Source organism: Pseudoalteromonas sp. 4NS20-0020, from assembly GCF_057554385.1.
In genome coordinates this window covers 830152-852494 of the sequence record NZ_BAAJMI010000001.1, presented here as the reverse complement: position 1 = coordinate 852494, position 22343 = coordinate 830152, and the positions used below count along the sequence as shown (strand labels likewise).

Annotated in this window: 15 protein-coding genes and 10 tRNA genes; 11 read left to right on the top strand and 14 right to left on the bottom strand. The window is 40.1% G+C overall.

The window, feature by feature from the left end:
• Positions 1–42: 42 nt before the first annotated feature.
• From AC27JL_RS04015 to AC27JL_RS04005, 3 genes are all read right to left on the bottom strand, one after another.
• Positions 43–118: transfer RNA gene (locus AC27JL_RS04015), tRNA-Glu, on the bottom strand.
• A 141-nt stretch (positions 119–259) separates the two neighbouring features.
• Positions 260–335, bottom strand: a tRNA-Glu gene (locus tag AC27JL_RS04010).
• 36 nt (positions 336–371) lie between these two features.
• A tRNA-Ala gene (locus AC27JL_RS04005) sits at positions 372–447 on the bottom strand.
• 727 nt (positions 448–1174) lie between these two features.
• Between AC27JL_RS04005 and AC27JL_RS04000 the strand changes: the two genes are divergently transcribed.
• The 8 genes from AC27JL_RS04000 to AC27JL_RS03965 all read left to right on the top strand — a co-directional run bounded on the left by AC27JL_RS04000 (position 1175) and on the right by AC27JL_RS03965 (position 4406).
• Positions 1175–1250 (top strand) — tRNA-Val (locus tag AC27JL_RS04000).
• A gap of 148 nt (positions 1251–1398) precedes the next feature.
• Positions 1399–1474: transfer RNA gene (locus AC27JL_RS03995), tRNA-Val, on the top strand.
• Positions 1475–1629: 155 nt separating this feature from the next.
• Positions 1630–1705 (top strand) — tRNA-Val (locus tag AC27JL_RS03990).
• Between the two features lie 151 nt (positions 1706–1856).
• Positions 1857–1932: transfer RNA gene (locus tag AC27JL_RS03985), tRNA-Val, on the top strand.
• Between the two features lie 45 nt (positions 1933–1977).
• Positions 1978–2053: transfer RNA gene (locus AC27JL_RS03980), tRNA-Val, on the top strand.
• Between the two features lie 33 nt (positions 2054–2086).
• Positions 2087–2162 (top strand) — tRNA-Val (locus AC27JL_RS03975).
• Positions 2163–2216: 54 nt separating this feature from the next.
• A tRNA-Val gene (locus AC27JL_RS03970) sits at positions 2217–2292 on the top strand.
• Between the two features lie 476 nt (positions 2293–2768).
• Complete coding sequence (locus AC27JL_RS03965; RefSeq protein ID WP_006794530.1) at positions 2769–4406, top strand: response regulator; 1638 nt, start codon at positions 2769–2771, stop codon at positions 4404–4406.
• On the opposite strand, the gene msrB is transcribed toward AC27JL_RS03965, so the two are convergent.
• The 7 genes from msrB to AC27JL_RS03930 form a co-directional block, all read right to left on the bottom strand.
• A complete protein-coding gene (gene msrB, locus AC27JL_RS03960; RefSeq protein ID WP_006794529.1) occupies positions 4403–4843 on the bottom strand; it encodes a peptide-methionine (R)-S-oxide reductase MsrB in 441 nt (146 codons plus the stop codon). The genes AC27JL_RS03965 and msrB overlap by 4 nt on opposite strands.
• A 131-nt stretch (positions 4844–4974) precedes the next feature.
• Positions 4975–5421, bottom strand: a complete 447-nt coding sequence (locus AC27JL_RS03955) for a hypothetical protein (RefSeq protein WP_487194846.1) — start codon at positions 5419–5421, stop codon at positions 4975–4977.
• A complete protein-coding gene (locus tag AC27JL_RS03950; protein WP_487194845.1) occupies positions 5421–5942 on the bottom strand; it encodes a DUF2919 domain-containing protein in 522 nt (173 codons plus the stop codon). The genes AC27JL_RS03955 and AC27JL_RS03950 overlap by 1 nt, the downstream gene beginning before the upstream one ends.
• A 10-nt stretch (positions 5943–5952) precedes the next feature.
• A complete protein-coding gene (gene ligA, locus AC27JL_RS03945) occupies positions 5953–7971 on the bottom strand; it encodes an NAD-dependent DNA ligase LigA (RefSeq protein WP_008133100.1) in 2019 nt (672 codons plus the stop codon).
• A 77-nt stretch (positions 7972–8048) separates the two neighbouring features.
• Positions 8049–8816 (bottom strand): cell division protein ZipA, encoded by a 768-nt coding sequence (gene zipA / locus AC27JL_RS03940; protein ID WP_487194844.1) that lies wholly within the window; start codon positions 8814–8816, stop codon positions 8049–8051.
• Between the two features lie 74 nt (positions 8817–8890).
• A complete protein-coding gene (locus tag AC27JL_RS03935) occupies positions 8891–12295 on the bottom strand; it encodes a chromosome segregation SMC family protein (RefSeq protein WP_487194843.1) in 3405 nt (1134 codons plus the stop codon).
• A gap of 67 nt (positions 12296–12362) precedes the next feature.
• Entirely contained in the window at positions 12363–13094 is a 732-nt protein-coding gene (locus tag AC27JL_RS03930; RefSeq protein WP_203984129.1) for an RNA methyltransferase, read from the bottom strand.
• A gap of 168 nt (positions 13095–13262) precedes the next feature.
• Between AC27JL_RS03930 and AC27JL_RS03925 the strand changes: the two genes are divergently transcribed.
• Genes AC27JL_RS03925 through AC27JL_RS03915 form a run of 3 tightly spaced genes read left to right on the top strand, consistent with a single transcriptional unit; the run spans position 13263 to position 15789 of the window.
• Positions 13263–14372 (top strand): YjgN family protein, encoded by a 1110-nt coding sequence (locus AC27JL_RS03925; protein WP_487194857.1) that lies wholly within the window; start codon positions 13263–13265, stop codon positions 14370–14372.
• Positions 14373–14381: 9 nt separating this feature from the next.
• Positions 14382–15404, top strand: a complete 1023-nt coding sequence (locus AC27JL_RS03920; RefSeq protein WP_487194842.1) for a M48 family metallopeptidase — start codon at positions 14382–14384, stop codon at positions 15402–15404.
• The gene (locus tag AC27JL_RS03915) at positions 15391–15789 is read left to right on the top strand and encodes a DoxX-like family protein (protein ID WP_487194841.1); all 399 of its coding nucleotides are present in this window, start codon (positions 15391–15393) and stop codon (positions 15787–15789) included. Before AC27JL_RS03920 ends, AC27JL_RS03915 begins: the two co-directional genes overlap by 14 nt.
• A 43-nt stretch (positions 15790–15832) precedes the next feature.
• Here the strand turns inward: AC27JL_RS03915 and speB are convergent, their stop codons facing one another.
• From speB to AC27JL_RS03895, 4 genes are all read right to left on the bottom strand, one after another.
• Complete coding sequence (gene speB / locus AC27JL_RS03910; RefSeq protein ID WP_006794519.1) at positions 15833–16762, bottom strand: agmatinase; 930 nt, start codon at positions 16760–16762, stop codon at positions 15833–15835.
• 3 nt (positions 16763–16765) lie between these two features.
• Positions 16766–18679: a biosynthetic arginine decarboxylase gene (gene speA / locus AC27JL_RS03905; protein WP_487194840.1), complete on the bottom strand. Its 1914-nt coding sequence runs from the start codon at positions 18677–18679 to the stop codon at positions 16766–16768.
• A 328-nt stretch (positions 18680–19007) separates the two neighbouring features.
• Entirely contained in the window at positions 19008–19877 is an 870-nt protein-coding gene (locus AC27JL_RS03900) for an MYG1 family protein (RefSeq protein WP_487194839.1), read from the bottom strand.
• A gap of 200 nt (positions 19878–20077) precedes the next feature.
• On the bottom strand, positions 20078–22318 hold the full coding sequence (locus tag AC27JL_RS03895) for a sensor domain-containing phosphodiesterase (RefSeq protein ID WP_487194838.1): 2241 nt from the start codon (positions 22316–22318) through the stop codon (positions 20078–20080).
• Between the last annotated feature and the right edge of the window lie 25 nt (positions 22319–22343).

Genomic DNA, 22343 nt, shown 5'->3' with positions numbered 1-22343 from the left:
ACGAGCTTCTTAATAACACTGCACTAACTATTAAATAGTAAGTGGCGTCCCCAAGGGGATTCGAACCCCTGTTACCGCCGTGAAAGGGCGGTGTCCTAGGCCTCTAGACGATGGGGACACATAAATGTGTCACTAGGACATTTGATGAGTTTGACTCACATCATGAGTTGCTAAGGTAATGCATATAATACAATTAAAGACTCGAGCTTTAATTGTTACGCTATTCTCTTGGTAAAACCACCTCTAGCTTAAAACTAGATGGCGTCCCCAAGGGGATTCGAACCCCTGTTACCGCCGTGAAAGGGCGGTGTCCTAGGCCTCTAGACGATGGGGACGCAGAAAACTGCTACCCTAGGACAAACACTAATAATTGGTGGAGCTATGCGGGATCGAACCGCAGACCTCTTCACTGCCAGCGAAGCGCTCTCCCAGCTGAGCTATAGCCCCAACTTTATCAACACTCGCCGTAATAACTACGTCGTGTATTGCTTAGTGCGGGGCGCATTCTATGCACCACCTAAAATAAAGTCAACAGTTTTTTATCCAGCTTTATTTAAATGGTTTAATTTTCAACAAACTGGCTATCAAGCATGCTAAAAAACACAATTTGATTAAAATCATTGCCCTAATGCGACTCCCCTACACTTTTATTTTATGTAGCGTTGCTAGTCAGTGAATTGTAGTTCACTACCCTACCCTCAAAAGGTATACATTTATATGCAATTCAAACATTGCAAATATAATTTATAAATTACCGACCTAACATCGCACTTTCATATCAACAGGCCAGTTGGGTAAATGCAGTAAAACACATATGCTTTTTATAATTGCACTTTAAAATACTTTTTCTATTTTATTTGTTATGACTTTTTAGAGAGGTAACAAAATATATATTCTTATTAAAGAAGGTTTAAATGTTCAACAATGAAAAGTGATCGCTTGTATATTCCCTCTAAAAACTAGATTAGCCACTAATGTGATTTATAAACACTACAAATACACCACACAATTACGCTACCGAACATGTTTTGACTATAAAATAGACGCCCGCCATATCTTGTTGTTTATAAAACCCTCATTCAGTACATTTTTGTCATTCAAGTGTTGACACATTTTCAACTCTATCTATAATAGCGCCCCACAACAACGCAGCAATGTGATGTTGTTTAGATGCGGGTGATTAGCTCAGTTGGGAGAGCATCGCCCTTACAAGGCGAGGGTCACTGGTTCAAGTCCAGTATCACCCACCACTTTTAAAAGTGTTCGCATCTAAATTCTATACGGACGCTAAGTTCATATAGAAAAAGAGAACATCACTGCTACTTACAAGTAACAGAGAAGTTCACTGGTTAAAGTCCAGTACTATTTATTTTAATAGTCGTGTTTTAATTTATATGTGGGTGATTAGCTCAGTTGGGAGAGCATCGCCCTTACAAGGCGAGGGTCACTGGTTCAAGTCCAGTATCACCCACCACATATAAAACCTATTATAAAAATAGTAGTTTAAATTGTAATATGGGTCGTTAGCTCAGTTACAAGAAAAGAGAGCATCACCGCTTTTTATAAAAGATGGCGAGGTTCACTGGTTAAAGTCCAGTACTACTTACTACAGGTAGTAGCATGTAATATGGGTCGTTAGCTCAGTTGGGAGAGCATCGCCCTTACAAGGCGAGGGTCACTGGTTCAAGTCCAGTACGACCCACCATTCTCAGAATGGTGCATATTACAAAAATCTAAATGGGTCATTACTCAGTTTAGAAAAAAGAGAGCATAACCGCTACTTCCAAGTAACGGCGAGCTTCACTGGTTAAAGTCCAGTACTATTTATTTTAATAGTAGCGTTTTAATTTATATGTGGGTGATTAGCTCAGTTGGGAGAGCATCGCCCTTACAAGGCGAGGGTCACTGGTTCAAGTCCAGTATCACCCACCACATATAAATCTATTATATTGATAGTCGCGTTTTAAAATTTAATATGGGTCGTTAGCTCAGTTGGGAGAGCATCGCCCTTACAAGGCGAGGGTCACTGGTTCAAGTCCAGTACGACCCACCATTTTTAGAATGGTGCATATTAAATATATAATTTGGGTGATTAGCTCAGTTGGGAGAGCATCGCCCTTACAAGGCGAGGGTCACTGGTTCAAGTCCAGTATCACCCACCAAATTATACTAAGCGATTAATTGATAATTTTAAAAAAGTAATACCTATTATATGTGGGTGATTAGCTCAGTTGGGAGAGCATCGCCCTTACAAGGCGAGGGTCACTGGTTCAAGTCCAGTATCACCCACCACATATAAACACTTCCTCGATATCTATTTTTAATTCCTTTCCTATTTTTATTAAATTCTTATTCCAATAATTAAATCTATTATAAAAAAGAGCATCGCCTTTCTTTACAAATAATGGTGAAGATCACTAGCTCAAGTCCAGTATCACCCACCACATATAAATACTTCCTCAATATCTATTTTTAATTCCTTTCCTGTTTTTATTAAATTCTTATTCGAATAATTAAATCTATTATAAAAAAGAGCATCCCCCCTTCTTTACTAGTAATAACAGATTAACCACGACCTATTATTTAGTACCTATTCAAATACGTACATAACCCGTTATTACAGCACTGGATAAAAATGACACTTTATGACCATATAAACGTATTAGTTAAACCTAATTACCTAATAAATACAGCTAGCATTTAAATTCTCTTGTAAGCAGCTAAACTGTTGATTATAGTCTGTGTTAAAAGTGATAACGCTTAAGCCAATGCCAACTAAGATATTTTCAAAAGCCAAAATACTAATAGTCGAAGAGCAACCGCTTGCTCAAAGCTATATGAAACAATCGTTAGAAAGGCTCGGCTTTCGGCAGTTGAGTTTTGCCGATCATGCAAATTCAGCCAAAGAGCAATGTTTAAGTGAATCGTTTGATTTAATTGTTTGTTCGTTTAATTTAAACAAACACCAAGACGGTTACCAATTGTACGAAGAGCTAAGAGTAAAAAAACTTATAAAAAACTCCACTGGCTTTATCTTTATTTCAGCTGAAACAAGTGGCTCATTAGTACACAGTGTACTTGAGCTTCAACCGGATGATTTTTTAGTTAAACCTTTTACAGGGCAAGAACTCAAAACCCGAATTGAACGTATTTTAAAGCGCAAACACGATCTTCAAACCGTATACACGCTTATTGATGATGGCAATGATTCAAAAGCAGTAAAATATATTGATGCCGCACTTGAAAGAAAAGACAATAATTACAGCCCTATCTTACTTCGCCTGAAAGGTGACGCTCTTCTTCGGTTAAAACGGGCTCAAGAGGCCAAAGATTTTTTTAAATCCGTGCTCGACATTCAAAAGTTTGCCTGGGCAAAGGTGGGGCTAGTTGAAGCGCTTATAGCTAACAACGAGCACATTTTGGCGCAGCGCATGTTAAAAACCATGCTAGAACGTCAAGAAACCCGCCTTGTTGCATTAGACTTATTAGGTCGGTTAGAAATAAAACTCAATCAATTTGAATTGGCACAAGATTTTTTGAGCCAAGCTGCCACAATTGCACCACGTAATATATCGCGTCAAAAATCGTTAAGTACAGTCTCGTTAATTAATCACGACTACGAAAAAAACTACCTTACACAAAAAGATATAGCAAACTTTGCTAAGCACTCTATTTACGATCATCCCGACATTTACTTAAATGCGGCTCGAGCAGGAATCGATTTTGCGTTAACAACAGATCAAACTGATCAAGTGCAACGAATTTCAAGGCAGACAAATAAATATATAAACGATTTAAAAACCCAATTTCCTAACAGTACGAATCAATCGCAAATTGATGTGCTTAATGCGCGGCTTCATTATTTAAAAGATGAGCATCAAAAAGCTAAAAAGCTCATTGAACAATTAGAAGATGACGACTCAATAATACGCTCAGTAGATGGCGCGCTTGATAAAGCAAAAGCCTTTCATGAGCTAGGGTTTCATCAAAAGGCGCAAATGTTATTTTCGCAAATAATTAATCATTGTGAAAGACACCCAAATACCAGCGAACCCACCTACTTACGCTATATACAGCAACAACAAAGCGAACGACGTGATATTAAAATGGGGCCAAAAGAACTTAATAACCATGCGGTAACCCAATTTAACAAAGGGCAATTAAACACAGCACTTGAAGCATTTACGCATGCGTTTAGAGTTATGCCACGCAATCAAAGCATTGCACTTAATTTATTACAATGCTTGTTTGATTCGACCAAGCAAAGTGGCAGCTCATTGAATATAGGACTTGCTAAAAAATGCTACGCCTTATTGGACAAATCTGACCTGCCAGCAGATCAAGCGCAGCGCTTAGATAAAATTATGAATCAAGCAAAAGAGATGAAGCTAAACCTCAAAGACTAAAGCTTTTTCATTGCTGCACCATTAACGCAGTATCGAAGGCCCGTTGGTAGTGGGCCATCTGGAAATATATGCCCTAAATGCGCATCACACACGTTGCATACAACCTCTACACGCTCCATGCCATGGCTGACGTCGCGTACATAGCCGATTGCTTCTATCGTTGCTGGCTGAGTGAATGAAGGCCAGCCTGTTCCGCTTTCAAATTTTTCGTCAGCATCAAACAATAAATTATCGCAACAAACACACACATATTTACCGGGCTCTAGTAATGTACAACTGCCAGACATATCAGGACGCTCTGTCCCCTTCATACGAGTTACGTAGTATTCGTTTTCTGATAATTGTTCACGCCATTGTTCATCGGTTTTAATGACTTTTTTACTGGGTGCAGGGTTGCCATTATTGGCAAAGTTAATCACATCTTTCCATTTCAACATAGTAACCTCATGAAAACCTGTATTACGAATAGGGTGAATAACCTGGACTCTGGATAATTAATTTATATAAAACAAAGGTCAGGTTATATGGCTAAAGCTTTTTATTGTTACGTGGATGAATGACGCCGCGATCAAGCTTGTTCAAAGGTAATAGTTTGCTTTTCTGCAGTAGTAAAAATACGCTGCATAAACGCCTCTAACTCCGCTTTTTTAACGGGTAAGCTAACACTTAGTTGCCGGTCATTATTGCTACAAATAATTAGCTCGTCATCTTTACTCACTACGCGCTCAATGCTTTGTATAACCAGCCAATTTGGACCATGTTTTTTATCAAAAAAGCCCATTAAGCTAAACACTAGTAAGTGCTGCGCATCGCGTTGAACAAAGTGCTCTAAACGGTTTCGCGCTTTAAATAGTGGTGTAAGCCTATACATGCTTGAGCAAAACACAAACACCCAAACTCCTATAAATACTTTAAACCAAATAACTTCAAATAGTTCATAGGCAAACATTAAACCAATAAGCACAAAACCGATGAGTGCAATGGTTAATGCTATTTTTTTGTTTACTGAGTCCACTATGAATCCTTTTTAAGATCTTTTTTATCATCTGATGCTTTTTCTGTTGGCTCAGGCCAATCTTTAAAAAACACGGTTAAATAACGACTTTTAACTAAATACCAAAGCACCCAAAACACAATAACCATTTGCACCGCTAAAAAAAGTGAAAACCGGTAATGGCTATGTGCCGCTTGTACTATTAGCCACGTTAAATCTATTAGCGCGCATACAATTAATGGCCAACGCATATGCCGCCAAATACTCGCCAATCTGTCAGTGGCGCTATGTGAATCGCGAGGGCGGCGCAAGCAAAATAACAACGTAGGTAATATCGCAATACTGCCAATGGCAATAGCAATAAAAAAATCGCTTTTAGACCTAAAAAATAACGACATTAAGTCAAGCTCTGGTCGTCGGCTCAGTGCCGCAATAACCCAAATAAAATAAGCACGCAGCAACACCACTACACTTAAGTGAAACGCAACAGGGGTGCGATAACTCCCGTATTTATCCCAGTATTGAGGTCCGTATTGGCTCATTACTACTTTCCTAGCCGTTATGCTTTTTAAGGAGCTCGATTAAATCATCCTCTGTGAGGACGTCTATCCCCAAATCTTGAGCCTTTGTGAGTTTAGAACCGGCTTTTTCACCCGCTACTAAAGCATCAGTTTTAGCAGATACACTACCTGACACCTTTGCACCTAGCTGTTGTAAGCGCGCTTTAGCATCATTGCGGTTAAGCGTATTGAGGGTACCTGTAAGTACATAAGTAAGCCCCGCTAACGGTTGTTCATCCTCTGACGGTGCGCTTAGCGCAGGCCAATGAACACCTTGCTCAATAAGCGCATTGACCACCGCTAAATTGTGCTCTTCATCAAAAAAGCCTCGTACATGCGATGCTACAATATCGCCTACATCGCTTACTTGTGTGAGGCTTTCAACACTAGCACTAATAATATTCTCTAGCGTTAAAAAGTGATTCGCTAAATTCTGTGCCGTAGCCTCACCGGCTTCTCGAATACCCAATGAATATAAAAATTTAGCAAGCGTAGTCGCTTTTGCTTCATTTAAAGCAGTAACTAAGTTTTTAGCCGATTTAGGCCCCATGCGTTCAAGTGATTCAAAGTGACCTTGCTTTAATATAAATAAATCAGCCGGAGTTTTTATAAGCTCACGGTCCACTAATTGATCAACAATTTTATCGCCAAGACCATCTATATCTAGTGCCTTACGCGAGGCAAAGTGCTTTATAGCTTGCTTGCGCTGCGCGGGGCATACAAGGCCACCAGTACAACGGGCTACAGCTTCCCCTTCTACTTTTTCTACATGGGAGTCACAAATAGGGCAAGCTGATGGAAACACAATGTCTCTTGCATCGGTGGGCCTGCGTTCAAGCACAACTTGTGTTATTTGCGGAATCACATCGCCAGCACGGCGTATAATCACCGTATCGCCGACTTTAACGCCTAACCGAGCAATTTCATCACCATTGTGAAGCGTTGCATTAGACACCGTTACACCGCCTACAAACACAGGTTCTAAACGAGCAACAGGCGTAATTGCACCTGTACGACCAACTTGAAACTCTACATCAAGGAGTTGAGTGACTTCCTCTTGCGCCGGAAATTTATAGGCAATAGCCCAACGAGGTGCACGCGCTACAAAGCCTAAACGCTCTTGTAGGGCTTTTTTATTAACTTTTATTACCACGCCGTCAATTTCATATTTAAGCTCACTGCGACGCGTTAAAATATCATCATAATAATCAAGTGCAGCTTGTGGCCCTTCCACCAGCTTTGTTTCTGGACAAAGGGGTAAGCCCCAATCAGTTAACTTTTCTAATTGCTGAAAGTGATCCTCTGGAATTGAGCCATCAGCAACCAAACCAGTACTGTATGCATAAAACATCAGTGGGCGTTTTGCGGTAATTTTAGAGTCTAGCTGGCGTAGGCTACCTGCCGCCGCATTACGTGGATTTACAAATACTTTTTCGCCACGCTTTTGCGCTTCATTGTTTAGCTTTTCAAACCCAGCGCTGTCCATAAATACTTCACCACGCACTTCAAGCTCTTTGGGGTAGTCGCCACGCAACTTAAGGGGGACGTTACGAATTGTTTTTACATTTTGAGTAATATTCTCGCCTGTAAAGCCATCACCCCGTGTTGCAGCTTGTACCAACACTCCATCACGATAAATAATAGATACCGCTAACCCATCAAGTTTTGGCTCACAGCAAAAAGTGAGCTCATCTGTGCTCATTAAGCGCTCTTTTATTCGGCGATTAAAGCCCGTAAATTCATCTTCGCTAAACGCATTATCAAGCGATAGCATTGGCACTTGATGAGCAACTTGCTCAAATTTACTAAGCGCTGCGCCACCTACTTTTTGAGTCGGTGAGTCAGCAGATAAAAATTCAGGGTTTTGTGTTTCAAGCGCACTGAGTTCGCGTAATAGCCTATCGTATTCAGCATCGGGAATGCTTGGGGTATCAAGCACATAATAATTATAATTGTGCTGCTCTAATAGGGTACGAAGATGATTAATTTGCTCACTAATGCTGCTAGACATTTAAACCTCAAAAAACATAAAAAAGCCACTTTGACGATATCGCCCAGTGGCTTGTAAAAATTATATATTACAAATTGTTACGCTGAAAAAGCACGAACCTGCTCAACATATTGCCTTACACGCTCAACACTCATTTCTTCGCGTTCTGCGTCTAATATGTGCGCGCCGAATTCGTCGGCTATTTTTTTAGCCGCACTGTGCAGCATATTAAAGGCTGCTAGTCCGTCACCGTCACACGGCAAGGTCATAAATAAGCTCACACCTGCGGTGCTAAACTGTTCCATATTGTCTATATCGAACGTTCCTGGGTTGTACATATTAACTAATCTAAACAACACTGGTCCTTGGCCTGCAGGGTCTAAATGACGATTAAAAAAGCCTTCTTCAGAATATTTAAAACCAAGCGTATTCACAGCAGGTAATAACTTGCTGCCTTGCATAGTTAACCCTTCTGGCATTTGTATATGTACAATAACAAAATCGGGTACTGGCTCTTTTGGTTGTTCATTAGTTTGCTCAACCGATTCTAAATCGTCAACAACACTCAGGTCATCTTCAATAGGAACCTCTGACGCGCTGGGCTCAATTTGAGGCTCATTAGCATCAAAGTTAAGTTCACCTAGCTGTGGTTCGTCACGCTCACTAACTACCGGCTCTTTTGGCTCAGCTTTTTGACTATATGAATGAGAGGAAGCTGTTTGGCTTTCTTGGAGTGGTTCAACCCGTTCATTAACGGACGTATCTGGGCTCTCTTTTTTCCTTACAGACCATAAACCATGGACTAATAAGCCACCAATGACAATCACACTGATAATGATTAAAACCCATCTTAATTGTTCGGCCATCCCCTCACCTTTTATTATTTGTTATGCCTAAAACCTGTATAGTAATTAAAAACTAATACACGTGTTATAAAAATTTATGCGTGTGCAAGTTGCACCGCTTGTTCAATATCTACTGCAACCATTCGAGATACACCCGGCTCTGCCATAGTCACACCGGTTAAACGCCCTGCCATCTCCATTGCAATTTTGTTATGGCTTATATAAATAAATTGCACTGATTGTGACATTTCTTCCACCAAACGGCAAAAGCGAACAACGTTTGCGTCATCTAATGGTGCGTCAACTTCATCCAGCATACAAAACGGGGCTGGATTTAGCCTGAATATAGAAAACACTAATGATAATGCTGTCAGCGCTTTTTCTCCACCACTTAACAAGTGAATAGTTGAATTTTTCTTACCTGGCGGCCGTGCCATTATACTAACACCACTTTCAAGTAAATCGTCACTGGTTAATTCCAAATACGCACTCCCTCCACCAAAAACTTTAGGAAACAGCTGTGCAAAGTCTTCATTAACTTGATCAAACGTGGCTTTAAAGCGTGTTTTTGTCTCGGTATCTATTTTCCGAATAGCCCCTTCAAGGGTATTTAACGCTTTAGTTAAATCCTCTAACTGATTATCTAAATACTCACTGCGCTGTTTTGCAACATCAAACTCTTCTATAGCTGCTAAGTTAACCGCACCCAGCTTGTCTAGCTGATTTGTAATACCTGTTAATTGGTTTTGCGCTGAATTTAGGGTTAAGTCGTCAGGTAATGTTTCAAGTACGGCTTTTAAGCTTTGTTTAAGCTCATCTAATGGCTCAAGTGCAGCTTGTGCCTTTATTAATAAGCTCTGCTCTTCAAGTGTTAATTTTTGATGTTGCTCTTGAAGCCCTTGCAGCTCACCTTGCGAATTTTTAAGGCTAGCTTGCTTTGTATGTAAGGCGTCTTTGGCTTGTGATAAATCGTTTTGTAATTGCGCTAATCGTTGTTCGCCATACTGATGCTTTTCTAGTAAGGTTGAAATTGATTCACTGAGTGTTTCTTCTGGAATAAGTAACGCCTCTATTTCCAAAACTAATTCTTCAGCTCCTTGTTTTGCCTCTTCATAGGCTTGTGCTGCGTGGCTCAGTTTTGTTTGACTTAACTGCCATTCACTACGTGCTTTTTGCTGACTTAAGCTTGCCTGATGAGCCTGCGTTTTGTATTGCTCCAATGCGCTGAGTGCTTGGCTATAATTTTTATCGCTGAGCATGCGCTCATCATTCGCAATCTCAGTTTCATCTGTTAAATTTAATTGCTGCTCAACAAATAGTTCATATTGCTCGGTTTGTTCATCAAGCTGCTTATTGAGTTGCACCAGTGACGCACTTATCGCTTGCTCTTGTGTTTTTATTTTTGATAGCTGATGTTGATGTTGAGTAACCTGCTCTGTGAGCATATCGCTTCGGGTACTTGAAATAGCAATTTGTTGAGCAAGATGATGAATAACGTCTTTGAGTGCTTTTTGTTCGGTATTAAGCTCTGCTTGTATTACAGTGTATTGTTCAAGCTCACTTTTGACCTGTTCAAGCAGACTTTTAACCTGTATGACCTCATCGGTGTGCGCGTGAAGTTGCTTATGCTTTATTAGCAATGAGTTGTCGGTGTTACTGTCTGCGTTTACGTGCCAATTACGACCATGCAATTCGCCTTTTTTATCCATTATCGCAATGTAATAGTCATCATTTAGCATAGATAAATCGGCGTGTTCGCTATAGCCAATTCGCGTGAGTAAGTCAGGGTACACGCCAGCGGTAATATAATCTGCCAAGCTTGCCTTAAGCAAAGGTTGACTGCTTGGCCATATACTATTAGTTGATTGCTGCTCTGTTACACTTAAATGCGTGAGCGACTTAAGTGCTTGCTCTATTAGTGGCTCAAAACCATCTTGCACTATGAGCTGACTTAAAACCCCAGTTGAGTTAGTGACCTCTTCATCTAACCCCAATGCACTTTTAAGCCCAGCAATACGGGCGTTTAGTTCATTTTCTTTCTGTGTCAGTGTTTTATGATTGTCTTGAGTTTCATCAACCAGCCTATTTTGCTGCTTCAATTTAACTTCACATTGCGCAAGCGCGCTTTGGTTTTTTGCAAGCGCCTCAGTGAGTGCTTGGCGCTGCTGTTTTTGCTCGGCCAGCTGATGTTCTACATTATTATTTTTTAGTTCATCAAGCTGTAAATTTAATTGGCTAAGCTGCTCATTAACATGATTTATTTGCTGTTGCGTGTGCTTTATTTCACTACTTTGCGACTGCACCTGAGTGGTAAGGTGTTGCTGTTGTTCGTTGAGTGTTTGCCAATTCGAATAACTTCGCTGCTTAGTACCCTGCAACCCCTCAAGCTCAAATGACAATTCACTCACTTGCTCTTCGCACATTAAACTGCTTTCTATTGCCTCTTGCAGTGCTTCATCAAGTTCTTCGCATATGTGCTGCTGTTGCGCTTTTTGCTCAAGGCTATCTGTTTGGCGTTGTTGTAATTTTATTAAGCTTTGTTTAAGTGACTGTATTTGTTGTTTAACACTAATTTTTTGCTGTTCGGCTCGAGTTAACTCGGTATGAGTAATATGTTGCTGGTGCTGCGCATAACTTAATTTATCTTGCTGAGCTTGAACTTCTCCTTCAAGTGTTGCAAGCACATCATCGTGCCCTGAGTGAGCCGTTTTAAAAAAGTTTATTTGCTCATTAAGCTTTTTGATTTGCTCGCTTTTGTCTAATTGTTGTTGATGCAGCTTTTGCCATTTTAAAACAGCTACTTGACCTTTTAATGTGCGCTCTGTTGCTTTAAGTTCACGGTATTTTTTAGCATCAAGTGACTGAACAGCCAATTTATCAAGTTGGCTTTGCAACTCTTTACGAACATCTAATAAACGTTCTAAATTTTCTCGGGTACTTTTAATCCGCGTTTGCGTTTCGCGGCGACGCTCTTTGTATTTAGATACGCCCGCAGCTTCTTCTAAAAACACGCGAAGTTCATGAGGTTTACTTTCAATTAAGCGCGATATCATCCCTTGCTCAATAATCGCATAACTGCGAGGACCAAGCCCAGTGCCTAAAAATATATCAGTTATGTCACGCTTGCGGCATTTGCTGCCATTTAAAAAGTACAACGATTGGCCGTCACGTGTTACTAAACGCTTAATCGCTATTTGGTTTCTATCGGCAAAGGTATTTTTTAATTCTTGCTCGCCCAACGAGTTATCAAAAATCAGCTCTACAGAGGCTTGCGAAATGGCTTTTCGATTAGTCGAGCCATTAAAAATAACATCTGTCATGGCATCGCCACGCAAGTTTTTAGCTGAGCTTTCTCCAAGCACCCATCTTACCGCATCAATCACATTAGATTTACCGCAGCCGTTTGGCCCAACAACGCAGGTCATTTGATCTGGAAACGGTATTTTAGTGGGCTCTACAAACGATTTGAAGCCCGCTAATTTAATAGTGCTTAAGCGCATCTTGTTGTTTTACCAATTTATTATTGTTGTTATTCATGGGCAATTTAACTCAAAGAACACACGTTTGTTAAGCTTGACGTTTAAAATTATCTAAAATAATCCCAGTAGCCATAGCAACATTGAGCGACTCGGCCTCACCAAATGCAGGAATTGTTATTTTATCGGTTACTAAACCCGCACAGGCTTGTCGTATGCCATGAGACTCACTCCCCATTAACAATACACCTTCGCCATTAAACTGTGTTTTGTGTACGCTTTGGCCATCTAAAAACGCACCGTAAATAGGTAACTTGAGTGTTTGTAGGTAAGCAGGTAAATCGACCTGACTAACTGAAACTCTTACAAATGACCCCATTGTGGCGCTAATTGTTTTTGGGTTATAGGCATCTGCACTGTCTGTGCTGGTAACAATGTGTTTAATACCATACCAGTCGGCTACTCTAATTATTGTGCCTAAATTACCAGGATCAGACACGCCATCAAGAGCCAATATTAACCCTTTTATTTTGGGTAAGTCGGCTTTTGGCATATCAACAATTGCAATTGCGGCATTATTACTTACTAGCGTGCTCGCTTTAGTAAGAACGTCCTCGTCGGCTTCAATGATATGGGTGCTTGGAAAACAGCTTTGATGAGCATTTATAAACGCCGAAGTTGCAAATACATCAACTGCGTTTAGTGTGCTATTAAGCAACTCAAGTACGTTTTTTTCGCCTTGTACAAGGTATTGATTATATTGCTTTCGGTACTTTTTTTGGCCAAGTTGGCGAATAAGTTTGAGTTGGTTTTTTGAAATCATAACAGCCCCATAAAATTATCCGTCCAGTATAACAGAGTTCATTATAAAAAATGTATCACCTAGTTTGAACTCACCTTATAGAGATTAAAAGTCCGATTGCAGGGATAAATATTGAGTTTTGCACTTAAAATCGGTAAATTAACAAAAAACAACATGGAATGGCTTTTAATGGAATCAATACACCCACCCCCTTCACAATCAAACGAATCGAGCGCGAATCCACTCACCCCGCTATCTAGCTCTAAAGTACAATTTAGTGGTAAAGGCGGTGAGTTTTTTGGTATTTGGATAGTTAATATCTTACTAAGCGTACTAACATTGGGCATTTATTCTGCCTGGGCAAAAGTGCGTACAATGCGCTATTTTTATGGGCATACTCGTATAGATGGCCACAGCTTTGACTACTTAGCTACTCCAATGCAAATTTTAAAAGGCCGTATTTTAGCCGTTATTGTATTTTTAATTTACACATTTGCTGTCAGCTTTCTTCCACTCATAGGCTTCTTATTTGCCATCGCTTTTATTTTTTTAATGCCGTGGATTATTAACCAAGGCTTACGTTTTAATATGCGTATGACCCGTCATCGTAATGTGCGTTTTGCATTTAAAGGGGATTACGGCGAAGCCTTCATTAACTTTATTCTTTTACCTATTGCTAGTGTATTTACACTTTATTTATTAATGCCTTATGTTTTAAAGCGCATAGATACTTACATCCACAGTAATATTAGTTACGGTAATAAGCCATTAGCCGTAAACCTCAAAGGTGAAACCTACTACCTTACAGCCCTTATTTGCTTTGTGGTGAGCTCTATCACCATGGTGATATTTATGGCTATTTTAGGACTATTTGGACTTGATTTACTCAATGTAGAAAACCAACAAGCCGCTCAAGACCCTGCAAAAATGGGGGTTATGTTTGGTGGGTTAATGATTGCTTACGTCGTGATGATTGCCATAGTAACCGCGGTATGGAAAGCGGCAATTAGAAATCATATTTTTAATAATAGCCAATTTGAAGATGTAGCATCGTTTAAATCACAGCTTAAACCTATTCCTTACGCCATTTTACTTTTAACCAACATGTTAGCTATTGTGTTTTCATTAGGGCTTGCTTACCCCTGGACACAAATTCGTACATCAAAAATGCTTGCCGAAGCTACAACCGTTGATATATACCCTGGCGCATTAAACTTAATAGATACAACGCAAGAGCAGCAATCATCCTTTGCTGAGGAAGCGGCTAACGTATTTGATATTGATTTGTCGTTAACATAAGAGTTTATTATGAACGTTCAGGGACATTATTTTCCAAACGCTTCGAGTAATTATCAGCTGTGTGTCGCTAAAATTAGCGGCTCACACGTTGAAATTAATCACGGTAACGAAGAACCTGTCCGCTATGCAATTAACGAACTTAATTTAAGTTCGGCGATTGCAGGTCTTGCCGACGAACTAAGCTTTGACGATGGTGGTCGGTTTATTCCGCTTGATGTAGATTTTAGGTGGCCATTTAACGCCAAAAATCATCACTCATTAGAGCGGTTTGAAAAAAATAAGTGGGCTATTATTGCAGCAATTGTAATTACACCTCTTTTTATGTGGTTAATGCTATACAAAGTTGTGCCCGCAATTGCTGTTTATAGTGTTGATACTCTACCGCATAGCGTTGTTGAACAAATGGGTGAGCAAAGTTTTGCTGTAATTAAAAAATTAGCACTAGACCCAACAGAGTTACCTGACGAACAACAAGCCAGAGTTCAGCGACACTTTAAGACCATACTTGATGAGCTTGCACTTGAAAAGTCGGTGTATAGGCTTTCGTTTTATAAATCCCAAAGCTTTGGTGCTAATGCGTTTGCACTCCCTCATGGCCGAATTGTGGTCACAGATGAATTAGCTAATTTACTGGCCGATAAGCCCAATGCACTAAAAGCCGTGTTACTTCACGAAATTGGCCATGTCGTTCACCAGCATAGTGTTCGCATAACAGCACAATCGGCAGCAAGTACGATTGTACTTGCCGTTATATTCGGTGATTTAGAGGGAATAGCTGAGGTTGCCTTGGGGACTGGTGCCTCGTTTGCCCAACAAGGCTTTTCGCGAGATATGGAACGAGAAGCCGACAGTTATGCATTAGCACAACTAGAAAACTTAGGCTATTCAAGCAACGATTTTGCCGATGCAATTGAAGCTTTGCAAAGTGCGCATACCACTGAAAACGAACACCTTAAAAAGGTAAATAACTTACTCGAATACTTATCAAGCCACCCCAGCTCACAGGAGCGAATAGATAATGCTAGGAAATAACCGCGGTTATATACAAATTGCACGCTATATTGTGGGGTTGAGTTGGATGTATCATGGCTTTTTTCCAAAGATTTATCACGTTGCCCCTCTTGAAAAGTTAATGACTGGCAGTGCTGGCTATTCTGCACAAGTGTCTGATTTGATTACGCGTGGTGCCGGTATTGCTGAGGTTATTTTTGGGCTGTTACTAATTATATTTTATAAAAATAAACAGCTAGTTTGGTTAAATATTTTCTTATTATTCGGCCTGTTAGGGGCCGTTGCGCTCATGCAGCCTAATTTGTTAATAGAAGCATTTAATCCAGTTACTACCAACTTACCGCTTATTGCCTTGAGCTTTATATGGCTGAAAGAAATAAAACTCTTGAGTAATCGATACCTCTAAATAATAAAAGAGGATTTACATCCTCTTTTATTATTGGGGCACTTTAGAGTGAGTACTTATTTTTATGTGTCCACAAATGCAATAACTCGCTCGCAATTGTTGCTGCGGCAATAGCGGTAAGCTCACTTTGGTCATACGACGGTGATACCTCTACCACATCCATTCCCACCATATTTATACCTTTAAGCGCGCGCAGTATTTTAAGCACTTTATCTGATGTTAAACCACCACAAACCGGTGTGCCTGTACCTGGTGCAAATGCCGGGTCAAGGCAGTCTATATCAAACGTTAGGTAAACGGGTAAGTCGCCTACCCGCTCGCGTATTTGCGCTGCTATTTCATTGGCGTGCAAATCGTTAGCTTGCATTGCATCAATCACTGCAAACTCATGCTTTGATTGGTCAAAGTCGGTACGAATACCTATTTGTATGCTGTGCTCTACATCAATCAGACCTTCCATGGGTGCATGATAAAACATAGTGCCGTGATCAAAACGCGAGCCATTGCTGTATGTATCAGTGTGCGCATCAAAATGAACCAGTGCCATTTTGCCATGTATCTTTGCATGTGCGCGCAATAGCGGAAGCGTTACAAAGTGATCGCCACCAAGGCCTAACAGCGTTGCCCCTTGGCGAAGTATTTGCTCTGCGGCCATTTCTAGCTGTGCCGTAAAATACTCAGGATCGCCTACCGGATAAGTAAAGTCCCCCGCATCTGCAACCGTTAAACGCTCAAACAAAGGAAATGTCCACGGGTATTTAGTGTCCTCCCAGGCTAAATGTACCGACGCTCTGCGAATGGCATCGGGTCCTAAGCGAGCACCGGGACGGCCCGATGTTGCTAAATCAAAAGGTAAGCCTAGTACAACGACATCTGCATCAATGGCATTAATGTTTTGCACCATAGGGCGACGTAAAAACGTCATCCCGTTTGAATACAATGAGTGGTCAACATGACCAAATAAGCTAGACATTGCTTATAACTCTTCTAAATAAGTGTAGCCATTAAGGCCGTTTTGCAACTCGTCTAAAACGCTTTGCTGTTCATTTTTATCTATTTTTGCAGACACTAACTGCGCGTACGACTGCTGAAAGCTCTCAACATCTAAATGTACATAACGCATCATATCGGCTACGGTATCGCCCTGGTTTATTTCGCTAATACTGGCAACGCCTTGCTCATCCATATTGATAATGGCACTGTGCGTATCGCCAAATAAATTGTGCATATCACCTAAAATTTCTTGGTACGCACCCACTAAGAAAAAGCCCATTAAGTAAGGTTTATCAGCACTGTACTCAGGCACAGGTAATGTGCTTTCAATGCCTTGGCCATCAACATAGTGCTCGAGTGCGCCGTCTGAATCACAGGTTATATCAAGTAATACTGCACGTTTTTTTGGTGCTTCGGTTAAACCACTTAATGGCAATACCGGAAACACTTGATCAATCCCCCACGCATCAGGCAATGATTGAAAAAGCGAAAAGTTTACAAAAAACTTATCAGCTAAACGCGCATTTAACTCGTCAATAATCGGGCGATGAAAACGGTTTTTGTTATCCATGTGTTTGTTAAGCTCATAACAAATACGTAAGTTAACTTGCTCTGCCCACGCACGCTGCGTTAAATCTAAAAGCCCAAGAGCAAACTGGTTATGCGCCTCTGCTAAATCCCCTTGGCTGTCGTGATAAATTTCAATCAGTGCGCGGTCGTCAGTTAAATCGGTTAACTGCACAAACGAGGCCCACATATTATTCAATAAAAGCGGTGCATCGCCAGCAGGCGCTTTTAGCTGTTCTGGTACGTAGCTTTCTGTGCCTATCACGTTTGAGATAAGTACAGCATGGTGCGCCGTTAGTGCACGCCCCGACTCAGAAATAATAGTCGGCATTGGTTGTTCATACTGCTTACAGGTATCGCCTATGGTGTACACAATGTTATTTGCATACTCAGCTAAGCTGTAGTTCATTGAGTTATGCGATTGGCTGCGCGTACCGTCGTAATCAATAGCTAAACCGCCCCCTACATCTAAGCACTCAATGCTTGCACCTAATTTGCGTAGCTCACAGTAAAAACGCGCTGCCTCGCTTACACCTAAACGCACATCGCGAATGTTTGCCATTTGCGAGCCTAAGTGAAAATGCACAAGCTGCATTAAATCAAGTTGGCCTGCCTCTTTTAAACGGTTTACTACATGTAAAACTTGCGACGCTGATAAACCAAATTTAGATTTTTCACCGCCACTTGCTTGCCACTTTCCTTTGCCTTGCGATGCTAAACGTACACGAATACCAATACGTGGTTTAACATTTAGCGCTTTTGCTTGGCTAAGCACCATGTCGAGCTCAGAAAGCTTTTCAAGCACTATGTATACTTTGTGGCCTAGCTTTTCGCCAATAAGTGCTAAGCGCACATATTCTTTGTCTTTGTAGCCATTACATACAATCACTGCACTGGTTTTTTCTGCCATTGCCAAAACAGTTAATAGCTCTGGTTTGCTGCCTGCCTCTAGGCCTAATTGTTTTTTTTCTAATTCAGCTTGGCTTGCTACTATTTCTTCAACTACTTCGCGTTGTTGGTTTACTTTAATTGGGTAAACTAATAAATAATCTTTTGGGTAACCATAGTTTTCAATCGCGGTATTAAATGCGCCACATAAACTGTGCACTCGATGATGTAAAATTTGTGGGAAGCGCACTAAAGCCGGTAAGCTTAAGCCTTTTTCTTCTAGCTGCTTTGCAATATCTGTCAGTGCAATAGTTTGCTCTGGGGCGTGAGCCTTTGGGGCAACATACACATCACCTTGATCATTAATACCAAAAAAACCTTGGCTCCAATGACGAACATTGTAACTCGTGCGAGCTTGTTCTAGTGATGTTGTCTCTTTCATTTATCTTTCTCTTTTATTTTATGAATGCCGGTTCGGCTAATTGCGCGCATTAAAAGAAAAATAGACCTTTAAGTCCAACAAGTATTTTTACTCGTAACGAGTGATTTTTAATATTAAAAATAAATAGTAAGCAGCATGACCAACAAGCCTTTATTTTATATGGCCTAGCTTTAAGAAAAACTCAGATTGGTAACACACTCATATATTGAGGGGGAATTTTAGGTGTGGTTTAAACAACTGCGTAGGAGCAAATTAATTACTTAGCCTGAAGTCTGCTTTAGAGATTTGATTTCAGAATCAGGCTAATTAACTATTGAAGCTAAATCATTTATTCAGCTAACGCCACTTCGGCAAGCTTCATTGTGCTCTCAAATGATTTAGTGCCAGCAATAAATAGCCCATTGTGACAAAAAACAGCGTCGTCTAATCCCGTTTTTGCTTTGAAATCTTCATCAGACAAACCAGCCCATGCTTTAGGAAGCGACTTTCTATCTTCAAACGAGCCGGGCTCGACAGGGACTGTTTGAAGTATCCATTGACCTGAATGTGAAGGGTAAACCATGTACAACGCTTCGCTTGACAAAATATGGACTGTTTTTTTCCATGGCGTGTACTTTTCAAGCACAATAACGCGAGGATCTTCAGCACTTTCTATCGCTTTAGCGACAATTGCTTTTGCATTGACACTGCCACTTGCTGACGCTATAAATCGAGTCAGCATACGAGAAGCAAATTCGACAGCTTCATCAAAGCACTTATCAAACTCTGGGCTCTCTTCCCATGTTGGATTATACATTGAAATTGTTTGACTTAAACTTATACCCTGCTGAACACCCTCAACATGACCACAATCAATTGCATCAATGGTTGAAACTAATCCTGCATCAACTCTGTCTGCAACTGCTTGATTATTGTCACACAGTGCTAAACCATACTTTTGCCACACCAATCCAAATGACGAGTACGGTATTCCATTTTCACGTTCCCCTGCGCCACCACGTTGGTGGTGATCAAAACGCCCAGCATCTGGATCGTATTGCCCACCTACATCAATCACTATATCAGCACTGTCCATAAGCGCTTTATCACGTGTACGTACTAAATTAAACGAAGGGTAGACATGTTTAAGCACCGCGATGCTAAATACATCATCGGCATGAAAATTACCGTTATGAGTAACTACTGTTAAATCGGTCACTGAACTGGTGTCTTTATTAGAAAGGATAAGGAAGTCTCGCTCTGTATTGCGTTAATTGTGAAAACTATAGGACGTTAGGTGGTGAATTTTATACGAATGTGATTAACAAGAACAGGATTCTTGTTAGTCGTTTTGATACTACGACAGACTCCAGCCAAATTACCAAAGCATGTTAATTTAAAATTGAAGGTGTCTACATTTTAATAAGACTGATGCCAGCATAAATAATCATCGAAGTTCATAGGCTTAGCAATTAAATAGCCTTGAATCATGTCAACGCTCATTGTTTTAAGTACGGTAAATTGTTCTTCGGTTTCAACACCTTCAGCAACAACTGTTAAGTTAAGGCTTTTACCTAAATTAATAATGGTTTGCACAATACTAAACCCTGTGCCTTTATCTAATATTTTATCTATAAAGCTTTTATCTACTTTTAATTCATTCACCGAAAACGAGCTCAAATGCGTTAAACACGAATAGCCTGTACCAAAGTCATCTATTGAGAAAATAAAACCTTGCTGCTTTAACTCATCAATTTGCGATATTACGCTGGCTATATCGCCGCTAAGCATAGACTCTGTGATCTCTAACTTAATATTCGATGGATTAACATTATAATCATTAACAACATTTAATAATTCTGTTTTTAACGTCGTTGAATTGAACTGAACCTGACTAATGTTGATAGACACTTTAAATGAATCATCAATCAACTGCTTGCTATTAAGCTCATTTATTAGAATACAAATATCACGCAGAACGGTGTTTTGGAGCTTTTGAATAACCCCATTTTGCTCAGCGATTGGAATAAAGTCATTAGGCGCAATCAGCCCCTTACTTGGGTGATGCCATCTAATTAAAGCCTCAGCCCCAGTAATTTTACCATTTGCATTTATTTGCGGCTGAAAATACGCACTAAACTCATCGTGTGCAATGGCTCTTACAATGTCGGTTTCAAGTTCGGCCTGATTTTCAAGCAATGCTTGTAACTCGGGATCATAAAAGCTGCAGCTATTGCCGTTTTTCATTTTAGAACGGTACATAGCCGTATCAGCAAATTTAAGAATATTATCGGTTAAATGATTGCTTTTATCTATTAAACAAATACCAATGCTACAACTAACCTGAAAGGCTAAGCGGCCCACTTCAAATTTATCATAAAAAACACTTTGTATTATTTTTGCTATTTTTTCAGACTCTAAAATTGCACTTTCTGTATTATCACCAACATATTCAAGCAATATAATAAACTCATCGCCACCAACACGCGCTAATGTATCTTTTTCACTAACAACACCATTAAATCGTTTTGAAAGCTCTACAAGAACTTCATCACCCGCGCTGTGGCCTACTGAATCGTTTATTCGTTTAAAATTATCTAAGTCTAGAAATAATAACGCACCGGTCACATCGCTTTGCTTTATATTCTCAACATAGACTGATAATTTGTCATTCAGCATTCGTCTATTTGGCAAACCTGTTAATGGGTCATAAAAGGCAAGCCTTTCTACTTCTAGCTCTGCTTTTTTTCTTGTTGTTATATCGCGTGCAACCCAAACAATATAACGCTGAGATGGGTTATCTGACTGGTAATCTTTAATGGGTGATGTACGACCTTCAAAAACCATTATTTTGCCGTCGATATCTAATTCGTATTCAAATACTTGAACATCGTTTGTGAGCAATGTTTTATTTATTACCGCCATTATTGATGTGGCATCTTCAGCAGGCATTACGTCATTAATTTTTTTATTTATTAAGTCAGATTGTGACTTGTATAAAAGCGCGTCGGTGGTGCCATAAATATCCATATACTCACCCTCTTCACTAATAATAAGTGTTAAATCGGGCATAACCTTTGTAAAAGCTGCAAATTTTTCATTACTTTTTTCTAAATCAGTAATGAGCTGGTTAGCTTTTATGTACTCTGCATTTTTTTCAAGTGCAATACTTGTGAAATTTACAAAATAGTCGATTAATTCAAGTTCGAAAGATGAAGGCTTTTTGGGCTTATCGTGGTAAATGGCAAACGTGCCTAAAATACTAGATTTAGTTGAAATAACAGGGGTAGACCAACACGACTGCAATCCAAACTGTAAAGCGACGTCTTTAAAATCAGCCCACAACGATGAATTAGCTATGTCTTCAACAATAACGCGCTCGCCTAAATAAGCAGCAGTACCGCACGAGCCAACATTTGGACCTATGTGAACCCCATTGATTGCCTGACAATAACCATCCTCAATGTTAGGCGCGGCACAGTGCAGCAATTGCCCTTTGTTTAGTGACAAAATAGAACATTTAGCGGATTTTTCATCAATAAGTTCTTCTATCGATAAGCATATCTCGTCAAGGACATCCTCAAACGGGAGCCCAAGCGCTATTTTAGATAAAATATCTTGCTGATGGGATAACAACTTATTTAATCTAACTGTTTCCATTTGACACCACACACTTTCATTATTG